15 protein-coding genes are annotated in these 13,618 nt (G+C 73.0%); 13 read left to right on the top strand and 2 right to left on the bottom strand.

Annotated elements, in window-relative coordinates; translation table 11 throughout:
• The first annotated feature begins 620 nt into the window (after nucleotides 1-620).
• The 9 genes from ACN27C_RS28585 to ACN27C_RS28545 all read left to right on the top strand — a co-directional run bounded on the left by ACN27C_RS28585 (nucleotide 621) and on the right by ACN27C_RS28545 (nucleotide 9,312).
• Nucleotides 621-1,238, top strand: a complete 618-nt coding sequence (locus tag ACN27C_RS28585) for a hypothetical protein (RefSeq protein ID WP_091424570.1) — start codon at nucleotides 621-623, stop codon at nucleotides 1,236-1,238.
• Between the two features lie 146 nt (nucleotides 1,239-1,384).
• The gene (locus tag ACN27C_RS28580; RefSeq protein WP_422749321.1) at nucleotides 1,385-1,846 is read left to right on the top strand and encodes a DUF948 domain-containing protein; all 462 of its coding nucleotides are present in this window, start codon (nucleotides 1,385-1,387) and stop codon (nucleotides 1,844-1,846) included.
• Between the two features lie 32 nt (nucleotides 1,847-1,878).
• Nucleotides 1,879-2,184: a hypothetical protein gene (locus ACN27C_RS28575; protein ID WP_013285491.1), complete on the top strand. Its 306-nt coding sequence runs from the start codon at nucleotides 1,879-1,881 to the stop codon at nucleotides 2,182-2,184.
• Complete coding sequence (gene alaS / locus ACN27C_RS28570; protein ID WP_422749319.1) at nucleotides 2,181-4,862, top strand: alanine--tRNA ligase; 2,682 nt, start codon at nucleotides 2,181-2,183, stop codon at nucleotides 4,860-4,862. The genes ACN27C_RS28575 and alaS overlap by 4 nt, the downstream gene beginning before the upstream one ends.
• Before the next feature lie 127 nt (nucleotides 4,863-4,989).
• The gene (gene ruvX, locus ACN27C_RS28565) at nucleotides 4,990-5,451 is read left to right on the top strand and encodes a Holliday junction resolvase RuvX (protein ID WP_252448521.1); all 462 of its coding nucleotides are present in this window, start codon (nucleotides 4,990-4,992) and stop codon (nucleotides 5,449-5,451) included.
• Nucleotides 5,448-6,647 (top strand): endolytic transglycosylase MltG, encoded by a 1,200-nt coding sequence (gene mltG / locus ACN27C_RS28560; RefSeq protein ID WP_120570518.1) that lies wholly within the window; start codon nucleotides 5,448-5,450, stop codon nucleotides 6,645-6,647. Before ruvX ends, mltG begins: the two co-directional genes overlap by 4 nt.
• Complete coding sequence (locus ACN27C_RS28555) at nucleotides 6,647-7,483, top strand: shikimate dehydrogenase (RefSeq protein ID WP_422749316.1); 837 nt, start codon at nucleotides 6,647-6,649, stop codon at nucleotides 7,481-7,483. The genes mltG and ACN27C_RS28555 overlap by 1 nt, the downstream gene beginning before the upstream one ends.
• 85 nt (nucleotides 7,484-7,568) lie before the next feature.
• Entirely contained in the window at nucleotides 7,569-8,747 is a 1,179-nt protein-coding gene (aroC, locus tag ACN27C_RS28550) for a chorismate synthase (protein ID WP_422749314.1), read from the top strand.
• A 55-nt stretch (nucleotides 8,748-8,802) separates the two neighbouring features.
• Nucleotides 8,803-9,312, top strand: a complete 510-nt coding sequence (locus ACN27C_RS28545) for a shikimate kinase (protein WP_091424298.1) — start codon at nucleotides 8,803-8,805, stop codon at nucleotides 9,310-9,312.
• Between the two features lie 223 nt (nucleotides 9,313-9,535).
• Here ACN27C_RS28545 and ACN27C_RS28540 read toward each other — a convergent pair whose 3' ends face one another.
• Both ACN27C_RS28540 and ACN27C_RS28535 read right to left on the bottom strand, forming a co-directional pair.
• Nucleotides 9,536-10,357 carry a cytochrome c oxidase assembly protein gene (locus tag ACN27C_RS28540; RefSeq protein ID WP_422749311.1) on the bottom strand — a complete coding sequence of 274 codons (822 nt, stop codon included), beginning with the start codon at nucleotides 10,355-10,357 and terminating at the stop codon, nucleotides 9,536-9,538.
• The gene (locus ACN27C_RS28535; RefSeq protein ID WP_422749309.1) at nucleotides 10,354-10,896 is read right to left on the bottom strand and encodes a DUF2243 domain-containing protein; all 543 of its coding nucleotides are present in this window, start codon (nucleotides 10,894-10,896) and stop codon (nucleotides 10,354-10,356) included. The genes ACN27C_RS28540 and ACN27C_RS28535 overlap by 4 nt, the downstream gene beginning before the upstream one ends.
• Before the next feature lie 92 nt (nucleotides 10,897-10,988).
• Between ACN27C_RS28535 and aroB the strand changes: the two genes are divergently transcribed.
• The 4 genes from aroB (at nucleotide 10,989) to nusB (ending at nucleotide 13,606) form a co-directional block, all read left to right on the top strand.
• The gene (gene aroB / locus ACN27C_RS28530) at nucleotides 10,989-12,065 is read left to right on the top strand and encodes a 3-dehydroquinate synthase (protein WP_120570514.1); all 1,077 of its coding nucleotides are present in this window, start codon (nucleotides 10,989-10,991) and stop codon (nucleotides 12,063-12,065) included.
• A complete protein-coding gene (gene aroQ, locus ACN27C_RS28525) occupies nucleotides 12,062-12,502 on the top strand; it encodes a type II 3-dehydroquinate dehydratase (RefSeq protein WP_121683044.1) in 441 nt (146 codons plus the stop codon). Before aroB ends, aroQ begins: the two co-directional genes overlap by 4 nt.
• Nucleotides 12,503-12,614: 112 nt before the next feature.
• Complete coding sequence (gene efp, locus ACN27C_RS28520) at nucleotides 12,615-13,172, top strand: elongation factor P (RefSeq protein WP_073827682.1); 558 nt, start codon at nucleotides 12,615-12,617, stop codon at nucleotides 13,170-13,172.
• Between the two features lie 23 nt (nucleotides 13,173-13,195).
• On the top strand, nucleotides 13,196-13,606 hold the full coding sequence (gene nusB, locus ACN27C_RS28515) for a transcription antitermination factor NusB (protein WP_199733039.1): 411 nt from the start codon (nucleotides 13,196-13,198) through the stop codon (nucleotides 13,604-13,606).
• Nucleotides 13,607-13,618: the final 12 nt, after the last annotated feature.

Here is a 13,618-nt window from a genome sequence, read left to right as displayed (position 1 = left end):
GTGGTGGCCGTCCCGGTGGTGCTCCGACGGGTCCGGCCGGCCCGGCCCGCCCGGGTCCGCGTGGCGACCTCGATCGCACGGGCGGGATTCCCGCCGACGGTGGCCGCCCCGGTGGCGGCCCGGCGGGTCCGGCCGGTCCCGGTCCGCGTGGCGACGTCGAGCGCACCGGTGGGATGCCGGTCGGTGCCGGCCGCCCCGGTGGCGGTCCGGCCGGACCCGGTGGCGACGGACGCGGGATGGCACGCCCCGACGACACCCGGCCCGGTGCCGGGCCCCGTCCGCCGGTGGCACCCGGCGCCCGAGGGCCGGCAGGCGACGGCCCGGTGCCGCCCGGCGCGCCGGTGACCGCCCGCGCGGCAGCCGGTGTGGCCCGCCCGGTCGCGCCGGACGAGCGGAGCGCCGGACGTGCGACGCCACCCGGACCGGAGCCGGACCGGCCCGGACCGGGCAACGCGGCGACACCGGCGACGGCCCGCGCGGCTGTGGTCGTACCCCCGGGGGAGCCCGCGGGGCCACGGCCCGCAGCGGGCGCCGCGCCACGGCCCGGCGGTCCCGGACCGGACGACAGCGGCGCGGAGGCCGGGGGCCTGCGCGGCGCCCGGTCCGAGCTGCGCCGGCAGATGCGCGAGCGCACCCGGCTGCGGCTGGGCATCCTCGCCCTGGTCAGCCTCGTGCTGCTCGGCGCGGTGCCGCTGTACTTCGGGATGCGGACGCTCAGCCGCGACCCGGTCTTCGACACCCTCGACGCGCTCGCCGTGCCCGCCTGGGCGCAGAGCAACACCGTCGACAACGTCAGCGGCAGCCGCTGGTGCCTCCAGGACTGCCGCCTGCGTGAACGTTCCGTCGAGTCGGAGCAGGGGTGGAAGGAGACCGTCGCGGTCTACGAGAAGGCGCTGACCGGGGACGGGTGGCGGCGCTGGAAGGTCGACCGCTGCCCGGACGAGAAGGTCCCGGGTAGCTACACCTGCTGGCGCCGGGACGAACTGACGCTCGATCTGTGGGTACGCGACCGCACCTGCACGCCCCCGCCGGTGGACGGCGCGCCCGCGCCGACCGCACCGGCCACGCCCGCAGCGGCGGAGTGCACCGGCTCGTTGGTGTCGGTGAAGGTGCGCAACGCGATCGACGACGAGCGCACCGGACCGACACCGACCACCGATCCGTCACTCACCGGTGAGGATCCGTACCCGACCCTGACCGACGACCCGCTGGGCGAGGCGACCCCCTCACCGTCGTGAGCCGACTTTCATCACGGACGGTAGGGTCTGGGGCTGGCACGCCCGTCCGCGCCCGGTGACCGGGTCGGCGTGGCGCGAAGTGGGTAGGTACGGTCGCGCGTTCCGGGGCGTCGGGTCCCGGGACACTGCTTGAGGAGGACGTGCGCGTGAACGGTAGCGAGGTCGCTTGGCTGGTCCTGGCCGGCGCGTTCCTGATGCTGGTGCTCGTGCTGGCGGTGCCGATCCTGCGGCTGCGGCACACCGTGGACGCGACGACGCGCATGATCAACGAGCTCAACGACCGCACTGCGCCGCTGCTCGGCGACGTGAACGCCACTGTGAAGAACGTCAACGTGGCGCTGGAGCAGGTGCAGACTTCGCTGGACGGGGTGAACCTGCAGCTCGCCAAGGTGGACACCATGACCAGCCACGCGCAGAACGTCACCGCGAACGTGGCGAACCTGGCCACCGTGGTCTCCGCCGCCGCCGCGAACCCGCTGGTCAAGGTGGCCGCGTTCGGGTACGGCGTGCGCCGGGCCGCCTCCGCCCGCCGGCACGCCGAGACCGAGCGCGAGGTGCGCGACACCATCAAGCAGCAGCGTCGCGCCGCCAAGCGCGGCAACCGCTGACCCCGACCGGCGTACGCGGGAAGGATGAGAACATGAGGCGGTTGTTCTGGCTGGGCATCGGGCTGGCCGTGGGCGTCCTGGTGGTGCGCAAGGCCACCCGGACCGCGCAGGCGTACACCCCGGCCGGCATCGCCAGCGGGCTGTCCGAGTCCGCCGGCGGTCTGGTCGAGTCGCTGCGGGCGTTCGTGGACGACGTCCGGGTCGGCATGGCCGAGCGTGAGCAGGAGATCCACGAGGCCTTCGCCCGCGGCGAGGTGTACGACGACCAGTTCGCCGAGCTGCGGGAGGATCCGCGGATCGGTGACCGAGAGATTTTCCCGGAGGACCACCAGCGATGAAGACGGCGGAGATCAAGCGGCGGTTCCTCGCCCACTTCGAGGCGAACGGGCACACCGTGGTGCCGTCCGCTCCGCTGCCCGCCATCAGCGACCCGAACCTGCTGTTCATCAACGCGGGCATGGTGCAGTTCGTGCCCTACTTCCTGGGCCAGCAGACCCCGCCGTACGCGCGGGCGACGAGCGTGCAGAAGTGCATCCGGACGCCGGACATCGACGAGGTCGGCAAGACCAGCCGGCACGGCACGTTCTTCCAGATGAACGGCAACTTCTCCTTCGGTGACTACTTCAAGTCCGGCGCGATCCCGCTCGCCTGGGACCTGGCCACCAAGCCGGTCGAGGCGGGCGGCTTCGGGCTGGACCCGGAGCGGATCTGGGCCACCGTCTACCTGGACGACGACGAGGCGTACGACATCTGGCGCGCCACCGGCGTGCCGGCCGAGCGGATCGTGCGCCGGGGCAAGGCCGACAACTTCTGGTCGATGGGCATCCCCGGCCCGTGCGGCCCGTGCTCCGAGCTGTACTACGACCGCGGCCCGGCCTACGGCCGCGAGGGTGGTCCGGAGGTCGACGAGGACCGCTACCTGGAGTTCTGGAACCTCGTCTTCATGCAGTTCGAGCGCGGTCCGGGCGTCGGCAAGGAGGACTTCCCGATCCTCGGCGACCTGCCGGCGAAGAACATCGACACCGGCATGGGCCTGGAGCGGATGGCCTCGCTGCTGCAGGGCGTGGACAACCTCTACGAGATCGACGAGGTCAAGCCGATCCTGGACCGGGCCGCCGAGCTGACCGGCAAGCGCTACGGCGTGCACTCCGGCCACGCGGCGAACGAGTCGCACCCGGACGACGTACGGCTCCGGGTGATCGCCGACCACGTGCGCACCTCGCTGATGCTCATCGGCGACGGCGTGACCCCGTCGAACGAGGGCCGGGGTTACGTGCTGCGGCGGATCATGCGCCGGGCGATCCGGGCGGTGCGGCTGCTCGGCTACCAGGACCGGGCGCTGCCGGAACTGCTGCCGGTGGCCCGCGACTGCATGGCGCCGTCGTACCCGGAGCTGGCCGAGGACTTCGGCCGGATCTCCCAGTACGCGTACGCCGAGGAGGACGCGTTCCTGGCCACGCTGCGCGCCGGCACCACGATCCTGGACACCGCCATCGCCGAGACCAAGTCGGCCGGCAAGGCGGCGCTCTCCGGTGACAAGGCGTTCCAGCTGCACGACACGTACGGCTTCCCGATCGACCTGACCCTGGAGATCGCGGCCGAGCAGGGCTTGCAGGTCGACGCGGAGGGCTTCCGCCGGCTGATGGCCGACCAGCGCAGCCGGGCCAAGGCCGACGCGCAGGCGCGCAAGACCGGGCACACCGACGTGTCGGCGTACCGGTCGGTGCTCGACGGCGGCGGGCCGGTGGAGTTCACCGGCTACACCGAGCTGAGCCGGGAGTCCCGGGTCCGCGCGCTGCTGTCCGGCGGCGCCGCCGTGTCGGCGGCTGTCGAGGGGGACACGATCGAGCTGGTGCTCGACACCACCCCGTTCTACGCCGAGGGCGGCGGCCAGCAGCCCGACCAGGGGCTCATCACCGTCGGCGGCGGCCAGGTCGAGGTCTTCGACGTGCAGCAGCCGGTGCCCGGCCTGATCGTGCACCGGGCCAAGGTGGTGCGCGGCGAGGTGCGCTCCGGCGAGACCGGGTACGCCGAGATCGACGTGTCCCGCCGCCGGGCCATCTCCCGCTCGCACACGGCGACGCACCTGGTGCACCAGACGATGCGCAACTTCCTCGGCGAGTCGGCGACCCAGGCGGGTTCGCTCAACGCGCCGGGCCGGCTGCGGTTCGACTTCAACACCCCGACGGGTGTGGCGCCGAGCGTGCTGCACGACGTCGAGCAGCAGGTCAACGAGGTGCTGCTGGCCGACCTGGAGGTGCACGCGTTCGTCACCAGCCAGGAGGAGGCCCGCCGGATCGGGGCGATGGCCCTGTTCGGCGAGAAGTACGGCGAGCGGGTCCGGGTCGTCGAGGTCGGCGACTACGCCCGTGAGCTGTGCGGCGGCACGCACGTGGCCCGCTCCGCCCAGCTCGGCCTGGTGAAGATCCTCTCCGAGGCGTCGGTGGGTTCCGGAGTACGCCGGATCGAGGCGCTCGTCGGCATGGACGCGTTCGGCTTCCTGGCCCGCGAGCACCTGCTGGTGTCCCGGCTGGCCGAGCTGTTCCGGGTGCCGGGGGAGCAGGTCGCCGACCGGGTGGAGCAGACCGTCACCCAGCTGCGCGACGCGGAGAAGGAACTGGAGAAGCTGCGCGCCCAGCTCGTGCTCGGCGGGGCCGGTGCCCTGGCGGCGCAGGCGAAGGACGTGCGCGGCGTCGCGTACGTCGGCACCGAGGCGCCGGAGGGTGCGGCGGCCAACGACGTGCGGACCCTCGCCCAGGAGATCCGGGGCCGGATCGACGCGGCCCGCCCGGCGGTGGTCGCGGTGGCCGCCCGGGCCAACGGCAAGGCGTCTCTCGTGGTGGCTGTCAACCAGGCCGCCCGGGGCCGGGGCCTGAGCGCGAAGGACCTGGTCAAGGCCGCGTTCTCCGGCCGGGGCGGCGGCAGCGACGACCTTGCCCAGGGCGGCGGGCTGCCCGCGACGGAGGCGCCGAACCTGCTGGTCACCGTCGAGCGGGCGGTCGCCGACGCGGCATGAGCGAACGCACCGAGCGGAGCGAGGGCCGTGAGGGCATGCCCAGCCGGCACGGCATGAGCGCAACGATCGACGCCAGGGCGGGCCACCCGGTCCGCCCTGGCCCGTACCGGCGGGGAGGTGTCCGCTCGTGACCGAGCTGTCCCGTGGCGTCCGGCTGGGTGTCGACGTCGGTCAGGTCCGGGTGGGGGTGGCCCGCTGTGATCCGCACGGCATCCTCGCCACGCCGCTGGTCACACTGGCCCGCGATCTGACGGCCGAACCGGACGCGGTGCCCGCCGACATGGCCGAGCTGGTCCGGCTCGCCGCCGAGCACGAGGCGGTGGGGATCGTGGTCGGGCTGCCGGTCAACCTCGCCGGAAAACACGGCCCCGCGGCGGTGAACGTATCAGCATATGCCAGCCGTTTGGCTGATGTAATGAGGCCGATTCCGGTGACGCTGACGGACGAGAGGATGTCTACCGTCGTCGCGAGTCGTAGGCTGGCCGAACGGGGCGTCCGGGGAAAGCGCCAACGAGCGGTGGTCGACCAGGCTGCCGCGGTGGAGATTCTGCAGAGCTGGCTGGACGCACAGCGGAGGCGGACGCAATGATCGACGATCTTGATCTGGGGTTCGACGAGCCGGACAGGGGGGAGAAGGGCCGGCACCGGCGCGGCGCGGTGCGCCGGCGCCAGGGCAAGTCCGGCGGCGGCCGGGGCAAGACCCTTCTCGCACTCGCGCTCGCGCTGGTCCTGCTGGGCGGCATCGGCGGCGGCGCGTTCTACGGCTTCGACCGGGTCCAGAACTACTTCGTCACGCCCGACTACGACGGCTCCGGCACGGGCGAGGTGACAGTCGAGATCAAGCAGGGCGCGCTGATCGCCGACATGGCCGACGCGCTCGTCGCCGCCGACGTGGTGAAGAGCACCAAGGCGTTCATCGAGGCCGCCGAGGAGAACTCGCGCAGCAAGAACATCCAGCCCGGCACGTACAAGCTGCGCAAGCAGATGAGCGGTGACGCGGCGGTCGTGGCGCTGCTGGACCTCAAGAACAAGATCGTCAACGGGATCACCATCCCCGAGGGGCTCACCGCGAAGACGGTCTACAAGCGGCTCTCCGAGAAGACCGACATCCCGGTCAAGGACTTCGAGGCCGCGGCGAAGGACCCGGAGGCGCTCGGCGTCCCGGACTGGTGGTTCAAGCGCTCCGACGGCAAGAAGGTCAAGCCGTCGGTCGAGGGATTCCTGTTCCCGGACACCTACGAGATCCCGCCGAAGGCGACCGCCGAGACGGTGCTCAAGCTGATGGTGGACAACTTCCTCACCGTCACCTCCGGCATGCAGTACGCCGAGAAGGTGCAGAAGGACCGCGGCGGCATCACCCCGTACGAGGCGCTGATCGTCGCGTCGCTCGCGCAGGCCGAGGCCGGCAACAAGGCCGACCTGGGCAAGGTCGCCCGGGTCGCGTACAACCGGGTCTTCGGGGAGTTCCCCTGCAACTGCCTGGAGATGGACGTCACCGTCAACTACTACCTGGAGCTGACCGGGCAGAAGACCAAGGCGTCCAAGGACATGACCGCCGCCGAGCTGGACGACCCGAAGAACCCGTACAACCGCAAGCTGCGCGGGCTGGTCCCGTCGCCGATCAACAACCCGGGCAAGGAGGCGCTGGAGGGCGCGCTGAGCCCGCCGCCGGGCAAGTGGCTCTACTTCGTGGCGATCAGCAAGGACGGCCGCTCCGCGTTCGCCGAGACCTACGACGAGCAGCTGCGCAACGAGCGGAAGGCCAAGGAGGCCGGGATCATCTGATGGGCGATCCCCGCCGCGCCGCTGTTGTCGGCAAGCCGATCGCCCACTCGCTCTCCCCGGTGATCCACACCGCCGGGTACGCGGCGGCCGAGCTGACCGGCTGGTCGTACACCCGGATCGAAGCCGGCGCCGACGACCTGCCCGGCCTGGTCGCGGGCCTGGGCCCGGAGTGGGCCGGGCTGTCGGTGACCATGCCCGGCAAGGAGGCGGCGCTCGCGCTGGCCGACGAGGTCTCGCCGGTCGCCGCCGCGGTCGGCGCCGCCAACACGTTGGTACGCCGGCCCGACGGCACCTGGTACGCCGACAACACCGACGTCACCGGCATGGTCGAGGTGCTCACCGGTGCCGGCTGCGTGGCCGGGGCGGTCGTCACCGTGCTCGGCGCGGGCGGCACGGCCCGGGCGGCGATCGCGGCGGCGGCCCGGATCGGGGCCGCGGAGGTGACAGTGGTGGCCCGCCGCCCGGAGGCGGTCGACGAGCTGCGCCCGGTCGCGGCGGCGGCCGGCGTGCCACTGGCGGGCGCCGAGTGGGACGGCGCGCCCGCCCACGCCCGCGCCGACCTGGTGATCTCCACAGTTCCCAAGGGCGTCGCCGACCCGCTCGCCGACAACTTCGACTGGAGGCCCGAGTCCGTCTTCTTCGACGTGGTCTACGACCCGTGGCCCACACCGCTCGCGGCGGCGGCGCTCGCCGCCGGATGCCGGGTCGTCTCCGGGCTGGACCTGCTGCTGGCCCAGGCGTTCGGCCAGTTCGAGCAGTTCACCGGCGTCACCGCGCCACGCGCCGCGATGGCCGACGCCCTGGCACGGGAACGGGCCGGCGCCGGATCGGTGTGACCGGCGCGCGGACGGGCCCGTCCGCAGGGCGGGACGCGGCGGGCGGCGTACGCCGGTGACCACCGGGCGTGACAGACTGACCGTCGTGTTGCGCTGGCTGACTGCAGGTGAATCGCACGGACCCGCCCTCGTCGCGATGCTGGAGGGCGTACCCGCCGGCATCGAGGTGACCACCGGGGAGATCTCCGGCGAACTGGCCCGGCGCCGGCTCGGCTACGGCCGGGGCGCCCGGATGTCGTTCGAGCAGGACGAGGTCGAGATCATCGGCGGGCTCCGGCACGGCGTGACGCTGGGCAGCCCGGTGGCGATCCGGGTCGGCAACTCCGAGTGGCCCAAGTGGCGCACCGTGATGGCCGCCGACCCGGTCGACCCGGAGGAGCTGGCGAGCCAGGCCCGCAACGCGCCGCTGACCCGTCCCCGCCCGGGTCACGCCGACCTGGCCGGCATGCAGAAGTACGGGCACACCGACGCCCGGCCGATCCTGGAACGCGCCAGCGCCCGGGAGACCGCCGCCCGGGTCGCGGTGGGCACCGTCGCCAAGGCGCTCGTGCGTCAGGCGCTCGGCGTCGAGATCGTCTCCCACGTGGTCGAGCTGGGTCCGGTGGCGGTCAAGCCGGGTCTGCGCCCCACCCCGGAGAATGCCGCGCGCATCGACGCCGACCCGCTGCGCTGCCTCGACGCCGAGGCCAGCGCCCGGATGGTCGCCGAGGTCGACGCCGCGAAGAAGGCCGCCGACACGCTCGGTGGCGTGGTCGAGGTGCTCGCGTACGGGGTACCGCCGGGCCTGGGCAGCCACGTGCAGTGGGACCGCAAGCTCGACGCCCGCCTCGCCACCGCGCTCATGTCCATCCAGGCGATCAAGGGTGTGGAGATCGGCGACGGCTGGCAGCAGGCGCGTTCCCGCGGCTCCGAGGCGCACGACGAGATCGTGCCCACCGCGACCGGGGTGCGGCGGATCACCGACCGGGCCGGTGGCCTGGAGGGCGGCATCACCACGGGTGAGCCGCTGCGGGTGAAGGCGGCCATGAAGCCGATCTCGTCGCTGAACCGGGCGCTCGCGACGATCGACGTGACCACCGGCGAGCCGGCCACCGCCATCAACCAGCGCTCGGACGTGTGCGCGGTGCCGGCGGCAGCGGTGGTGGCCGAGGCGATGGTCGCGCTGGTGCTGGCCGAGGCGGCGGTGGAGAAGTTCGGTGGCGACTCAGTCGTCGAGATGCGCCGCAACCTGGCCGGTTACCTCGACAGCCTGGTGGTCCGGTGAGCGCGAGGAACGCAGCGCAGCGGAGTCCCGCAGTCGCGAACGAGAGGTGGCAACGATGAGCACCCGGCCGGTCTGCGTGCTGGTCGGTGCGCCCGGCTCCGGCAAGACCACAGTCGGCACGGCGCTCGCCGAGGCGCTCGGCGTCGGCTTCCGGGACACCGACGCCGACATCGAGAACCTCGCCGGCAAGCCGATCCCGGAGATCTTCGTGGACGAGGGGGAGGAGCACTTCCGTACCCTCGAACGGGCCGCCGTGGCGGCGGCGCTCGCGTCGCACGCGGGTGTGCTCGCGCTCGGCGGCGGCGCGGTCCTGGCCGAGGAGAACCGGGCCGCGCTGATCGGCCACACGGTGGTGCACCTGTCGGTGGAGCTGCCCGACGCGCTCAAGCGGGTCGGTCTCGGCGCCGGCCGGCCGCTGCTCGCGCTGAACCCGCGCGCCACGCTCAAGCACCTGATGGACCAGCGCCGCCCGCTCTACGCCGAGGTGGCGACCGCGACTGTGGTCACCGACGGGCGTACGCCGCAGGAGCTGGCCGCGGAGATCGCCGCACTGCTCAAGCCCTGACCCACCCCGCTGGGTCAGGTTGCCGCGGTGGAACACCGTGGGTTTCTCCCGAGCGTTATGGCACCCATGGCGTTCCAGCCGGCGTCCATGACGCCGGTGGGTGGAACGCCATATGTGCCTCCCGAGGGTTGTGGCACCCGTGGTGTTCCAGTCGGCGTGGGTGCCGTCGGCGGGTGGAACGCCATGGGCGAGTGAGAAGGCGTGCCGGCGCGAGGGTGGACGGTCAGGCGTTGGCCGCAGCGGTCCCGGCCGTCCGGCGTCCGGCCCGGCGGCGAGAGCTCCGCGCCCGGCGGCGAGGGCTCCGCTCCGGTCGCCAGGTGGCGAGCAGCGCCAGCGCCAGCGCGATCTCGGCCAGGTCGCCGAGGTAGTACATGAGCGTGGCACCGGCCCGCAGCTCGGCGGCGGTGGCGGGCACGTCGACGAACAGCCCGGCGTAGAGCAGTTGGGCGATGGTGGCGTGCGCGGCCACCCCGAACCCGATCACCACCAGCCGGACCGGTACGCGGGGGCGGTGCGGTCCCGGATCCGGACCGGCGATCGACCAGGCGAACAGGCAGCCGCTGAGCAGGAAGTGCAGGTTCACCAGCGTGTGCAGGGCCGGGCTGTCCAGGGTGGCCCGGTACAGCGGGGTGAGGTAGAGCAGCCAGAGCCCGCCCGCGGTGAGCAGCAGCCCGGTCACCGGGTGGCCGAGCACCCGCGCGACCGGATGCCGCAGCAGGTGGACCAGCCTCCGGCCGGTACGCCGGTCCAGCGTGCGCAGCAGCAGTGTGACCGGGGCGCCGAGCACCAGCGCCAGCGGCGCGAGCATGCCGATCAGCAGGTGCTGCCACATGTGCCCGACGAAGTCCCCGGCCGGCCACAGCAGCCCGGCGGTCAGCAGCAGCGCGCCCAGCCCGAAGCTCGCGGTGCGGGCGTGTGGCCAGCCCGGCCCGCCGGGGTCGCGCAGCCGCAGCGCGGCGGCCAGGTACGCCCAGAACAACGCCACCGGGATCAGCGCGGTGGCCGGGAAGCCCCCGGCGGCGTGCCCGGCGTGGGCCACTGTCACCGGCGCTCCGGCGCGCAGAGGTCGACGGCGCGGGCGCGGCGCTGGATCGCCCAGCCCACAGCGATCAGCACCACGCCGAGGGCGAGGAACCCGAGGTCCCACCAGAGCTGGTTCGGGCCGCTGCGCACGTGGTGGATGCCGAGCAATTGGTGGTCGATGACGCCCTCGACCAGGTTGAACAGGCCCCAGCCGATGAGCGCCCAGCCCCACAGCATCGGCGAGCGCCACAGCCGGCCCCGGGAGTGGGTGACACGGGAGTAGAGCAGGGCCAGGCCGGTCAGCACCGCCACCCAGGTGACCACGTGGAACAGGCCGTCCCACAGCGTGTTCATCTGCAATCCGGGCACCGTGTCCACCGGGTACTCCCGGACGCCGATCCGGTCGCTGCCGGTGCTGCTGAGCAGGTGGTGCCACTGGAGGACCTGGTGCAGGACGATGCCGTCGACGAAGCCGCCGAGCCCGACGCCGAGGATCGTGGCGGGCAGCCGGATGCTCGTCGCGGACTCCGGGCGGGTCGTGTGTGCCGTCGTCTCACTCATTCCGGCCGCCCTACCCGCCCTGCGGCCGGGCAAACACCCAGCCAGTGGACAACGGCCGCGCGGGGGCGGCGCGCTGGACTAGGCTGCCCGCGATGGACGAGGTGACCCGGATCCCGGTCGGCGGCGAGCGGCCGTACGACGTGCTCGTGGGACGTGACCTGCTGGACCCGCCGCCCCGGCTGCTGCCCGGTGCCGAGCGGGTGGCCTTCCTGCACGCGCCGCCGCTCAAGGCGCTCGCCGACAAGCTCGCCGACGGCGTCCGCGAGGGCGGCGTGACGCCACTGCTGATCGAGGTGCCGGACGCGGAGGCGGGCAAGCACGTCGACGTGGCGGCGGCCTGCTGGGACCGCCTCGGCGACGCCGGGTTCACCCGTACCGACGCGGTGGTCGGGGTGGGCGGCGGCGCGGTCACCGACCTGGCCGGGTTCGTCGCGGCCACCTGGCTGCGCGGCGTGCGCTGGGTGCCGGTCGCGACGTCGCTGCTCGGCATGGTCGACGCCGCCGTGGGCGGCAAGACCGGCATCAACACGGCCGCCGGCAAGAACCTGGTCGGCGCGTTCCACCCGCCGGCCGGCGTGCTGGCCGACCTGGCGACGCTGGACAGCCTGCCCCCGGCCGACCTGGCCGCCGGGATGGCCGAGGTGGTCAAGTGCGGGTTCATCGCCGACCCGGTCATCCTCGACCTGGTGGAGCGGGATCCGGCCGCCGCGCTGGACCCGGCCGGGCCGGTGCTGCGGGAACTGGTCGAGCGCGCGGTCCGCGTGAAGGCCGACGTGGTCGCCGGGGACCTGCGCGAGTCCGGGGTACGCGAGGTGCTGAACTACGGGCACACGCTGGCGCACGCGATCGAGAAGGTGGAGGGCTACCGCTGGCGGCACGGTCACGCCGTGGCGGTCGGCCTGGTCTACGCCGCCACGCTGGCCCGGCTCGCCGGCCGGCTCGACGCGGCCGACGCGGAGCGGCACCGCCGGGTGCTGGCCGCGCTCGACCTGCCCACCGGCTACCGGGCCGACGCCTGGCCGGAGCTGCTGGCCGCGATGCGGGTGGACAAGAAGGCCCGGGGCAGCCGGCTGCGGTTCGTGGTGCTCGACGGCCTGGCCCGCCCGGCGATCCTGGAGGCGCCGCCGGACGACCTGCTCGCCGCCGCGTACGCGGAGATCAGCTCGTGAGGGTGTACGTGCTGAACGGGCCGAACCTGGGCCGGCTCGGCACCCGCCAGGTCGACGTGTACGGGGTGACCAGCTACGCCCAGCTCGTGGCCGACTGCGAGCGGCACGGCCGGGAGCTGGGCCTGGACGTGGTGGTCCGGCAGACCGACGCCGAGCACGAGATGCTCGCCTGGTTGCACGAGGCGGCCGACGAGGCGGCGGCGGTGGTGCTCAACCCGGCCGCCTGGTCGCACTACTCGATCGCGGTGCGGGACGCCTGCGCCATGCTGCGCGGCCCGCTGGTCGAGGTGCACATCTCCAACATCCACGCCCGGGAGGAGTTCCGGCACCACTCGGTGGTCTCCGCGGTGGCCACCGGGGTGATCTGCGGCCTGGGCGTGGACGGCTACCGGCTGGCGCTGCACCACCTGGCCGCCCGGCTCGTCGCAGGCGCCTGAGCCGGTCCCGCCCGGCGGCGCTCCTGCCCGGTCCGTTCCGTGGCGCGAGTCCGATTCGACAGGGCGAGTAGACTTGGACGGTCTGTCCGCCAATTGATGATCAAGGCAGGAAATGGCCACCACCAACGACCTGAAGAACGGCCTGGTACTCAACCTGGACGGCGAGCTGTGGGCCGTCGTCGAGTTCCAGCACGTCAAGCCCGGTAAGGGTGGTGCCTTCGTGCGCACCACGCTGAAGAACGTGCTGTCCGGCAAGGTGGTCGACAAGACCTTCAACGCGGGCACCAAGGTCGAGACCGCGACCGTGGACAAGCGCACCATGCAATACCTCTACGCCGACGGCGAGGACTACGTCTTCATGGATCTGGAGACGTTCGACCAGATCACCGTCCCCGGCGCCACCGTCGGCGAGGCCGCCAACTACCTCCTCCCCGAGGCCGAGGCGACCGTCGCCACCCACGAGAGCGTGCCGCTGTACATCGAGCTGCCGACCTCGGTCGTGCTCGAGGTCACCTACACCGAGCCGGGCCTGCAGGGCGACCGGTCGACCGGCGGCAACAAGCCGGCCACCGTCGAGACGGGCGCGACCGTGCAGGTGCCGCTGTTCATCACCACCGGTGAGAAGATCAAGGTCGACACCCGCGACGGCCGTTACCTCGGCCGAGCCTGATGGCCGAGGGCCCCAAGCAGCAGATGCCGGCGCGCCGCAAGGCGCGCAAGCGGGCGCTGGACGTGCTCTTCGAGGCCGATCTGCGGGACCGCCCGCCGGTCGAGGTGCTCGCCGGTTACCTGGAACGGATCGAGCAGCCCCGCCCCGACCACCTCGGCTACGCGGTCGGGCTGGTCGAGGGCGTGGCGGCGCACCTCGACCGGATCGACGAGACGATCGCCAGCTACGCCGAGGGGTGGACGCTGGAGCGCATGCCGGTGGTCGACCGCAACCTGGCCCGGATCGCCGTGTACGAGCTGCTCTACGTCGACGAGATCGACGACGCGGTGGCGATCAGCGAGGCCGTGGAGCTGGCCCGGCAGATGTCGACCGACGACTCGCCCCGCTTCCTCAACGGCATCCTCGGCCGGATCGCCGAGTACGCCTCGCGCTGACGCGCCACGACG

The sequence above is a fragment of the Micromonospora sp. WMMD1219 genome, assembly GCF_049315215.1.
Lineage (GTDB): Bacteria > Actinomycetota > Actinomycetes > Mycobacteriales > Micromonosporaceae > Micromonospora > Micromonospora tulbaghiae.
The sequence above is the reverse complement of the archived record's forward strand: the minus strand, read 5'-3'. Positions and strand labels throughout refer to the sequence as shown.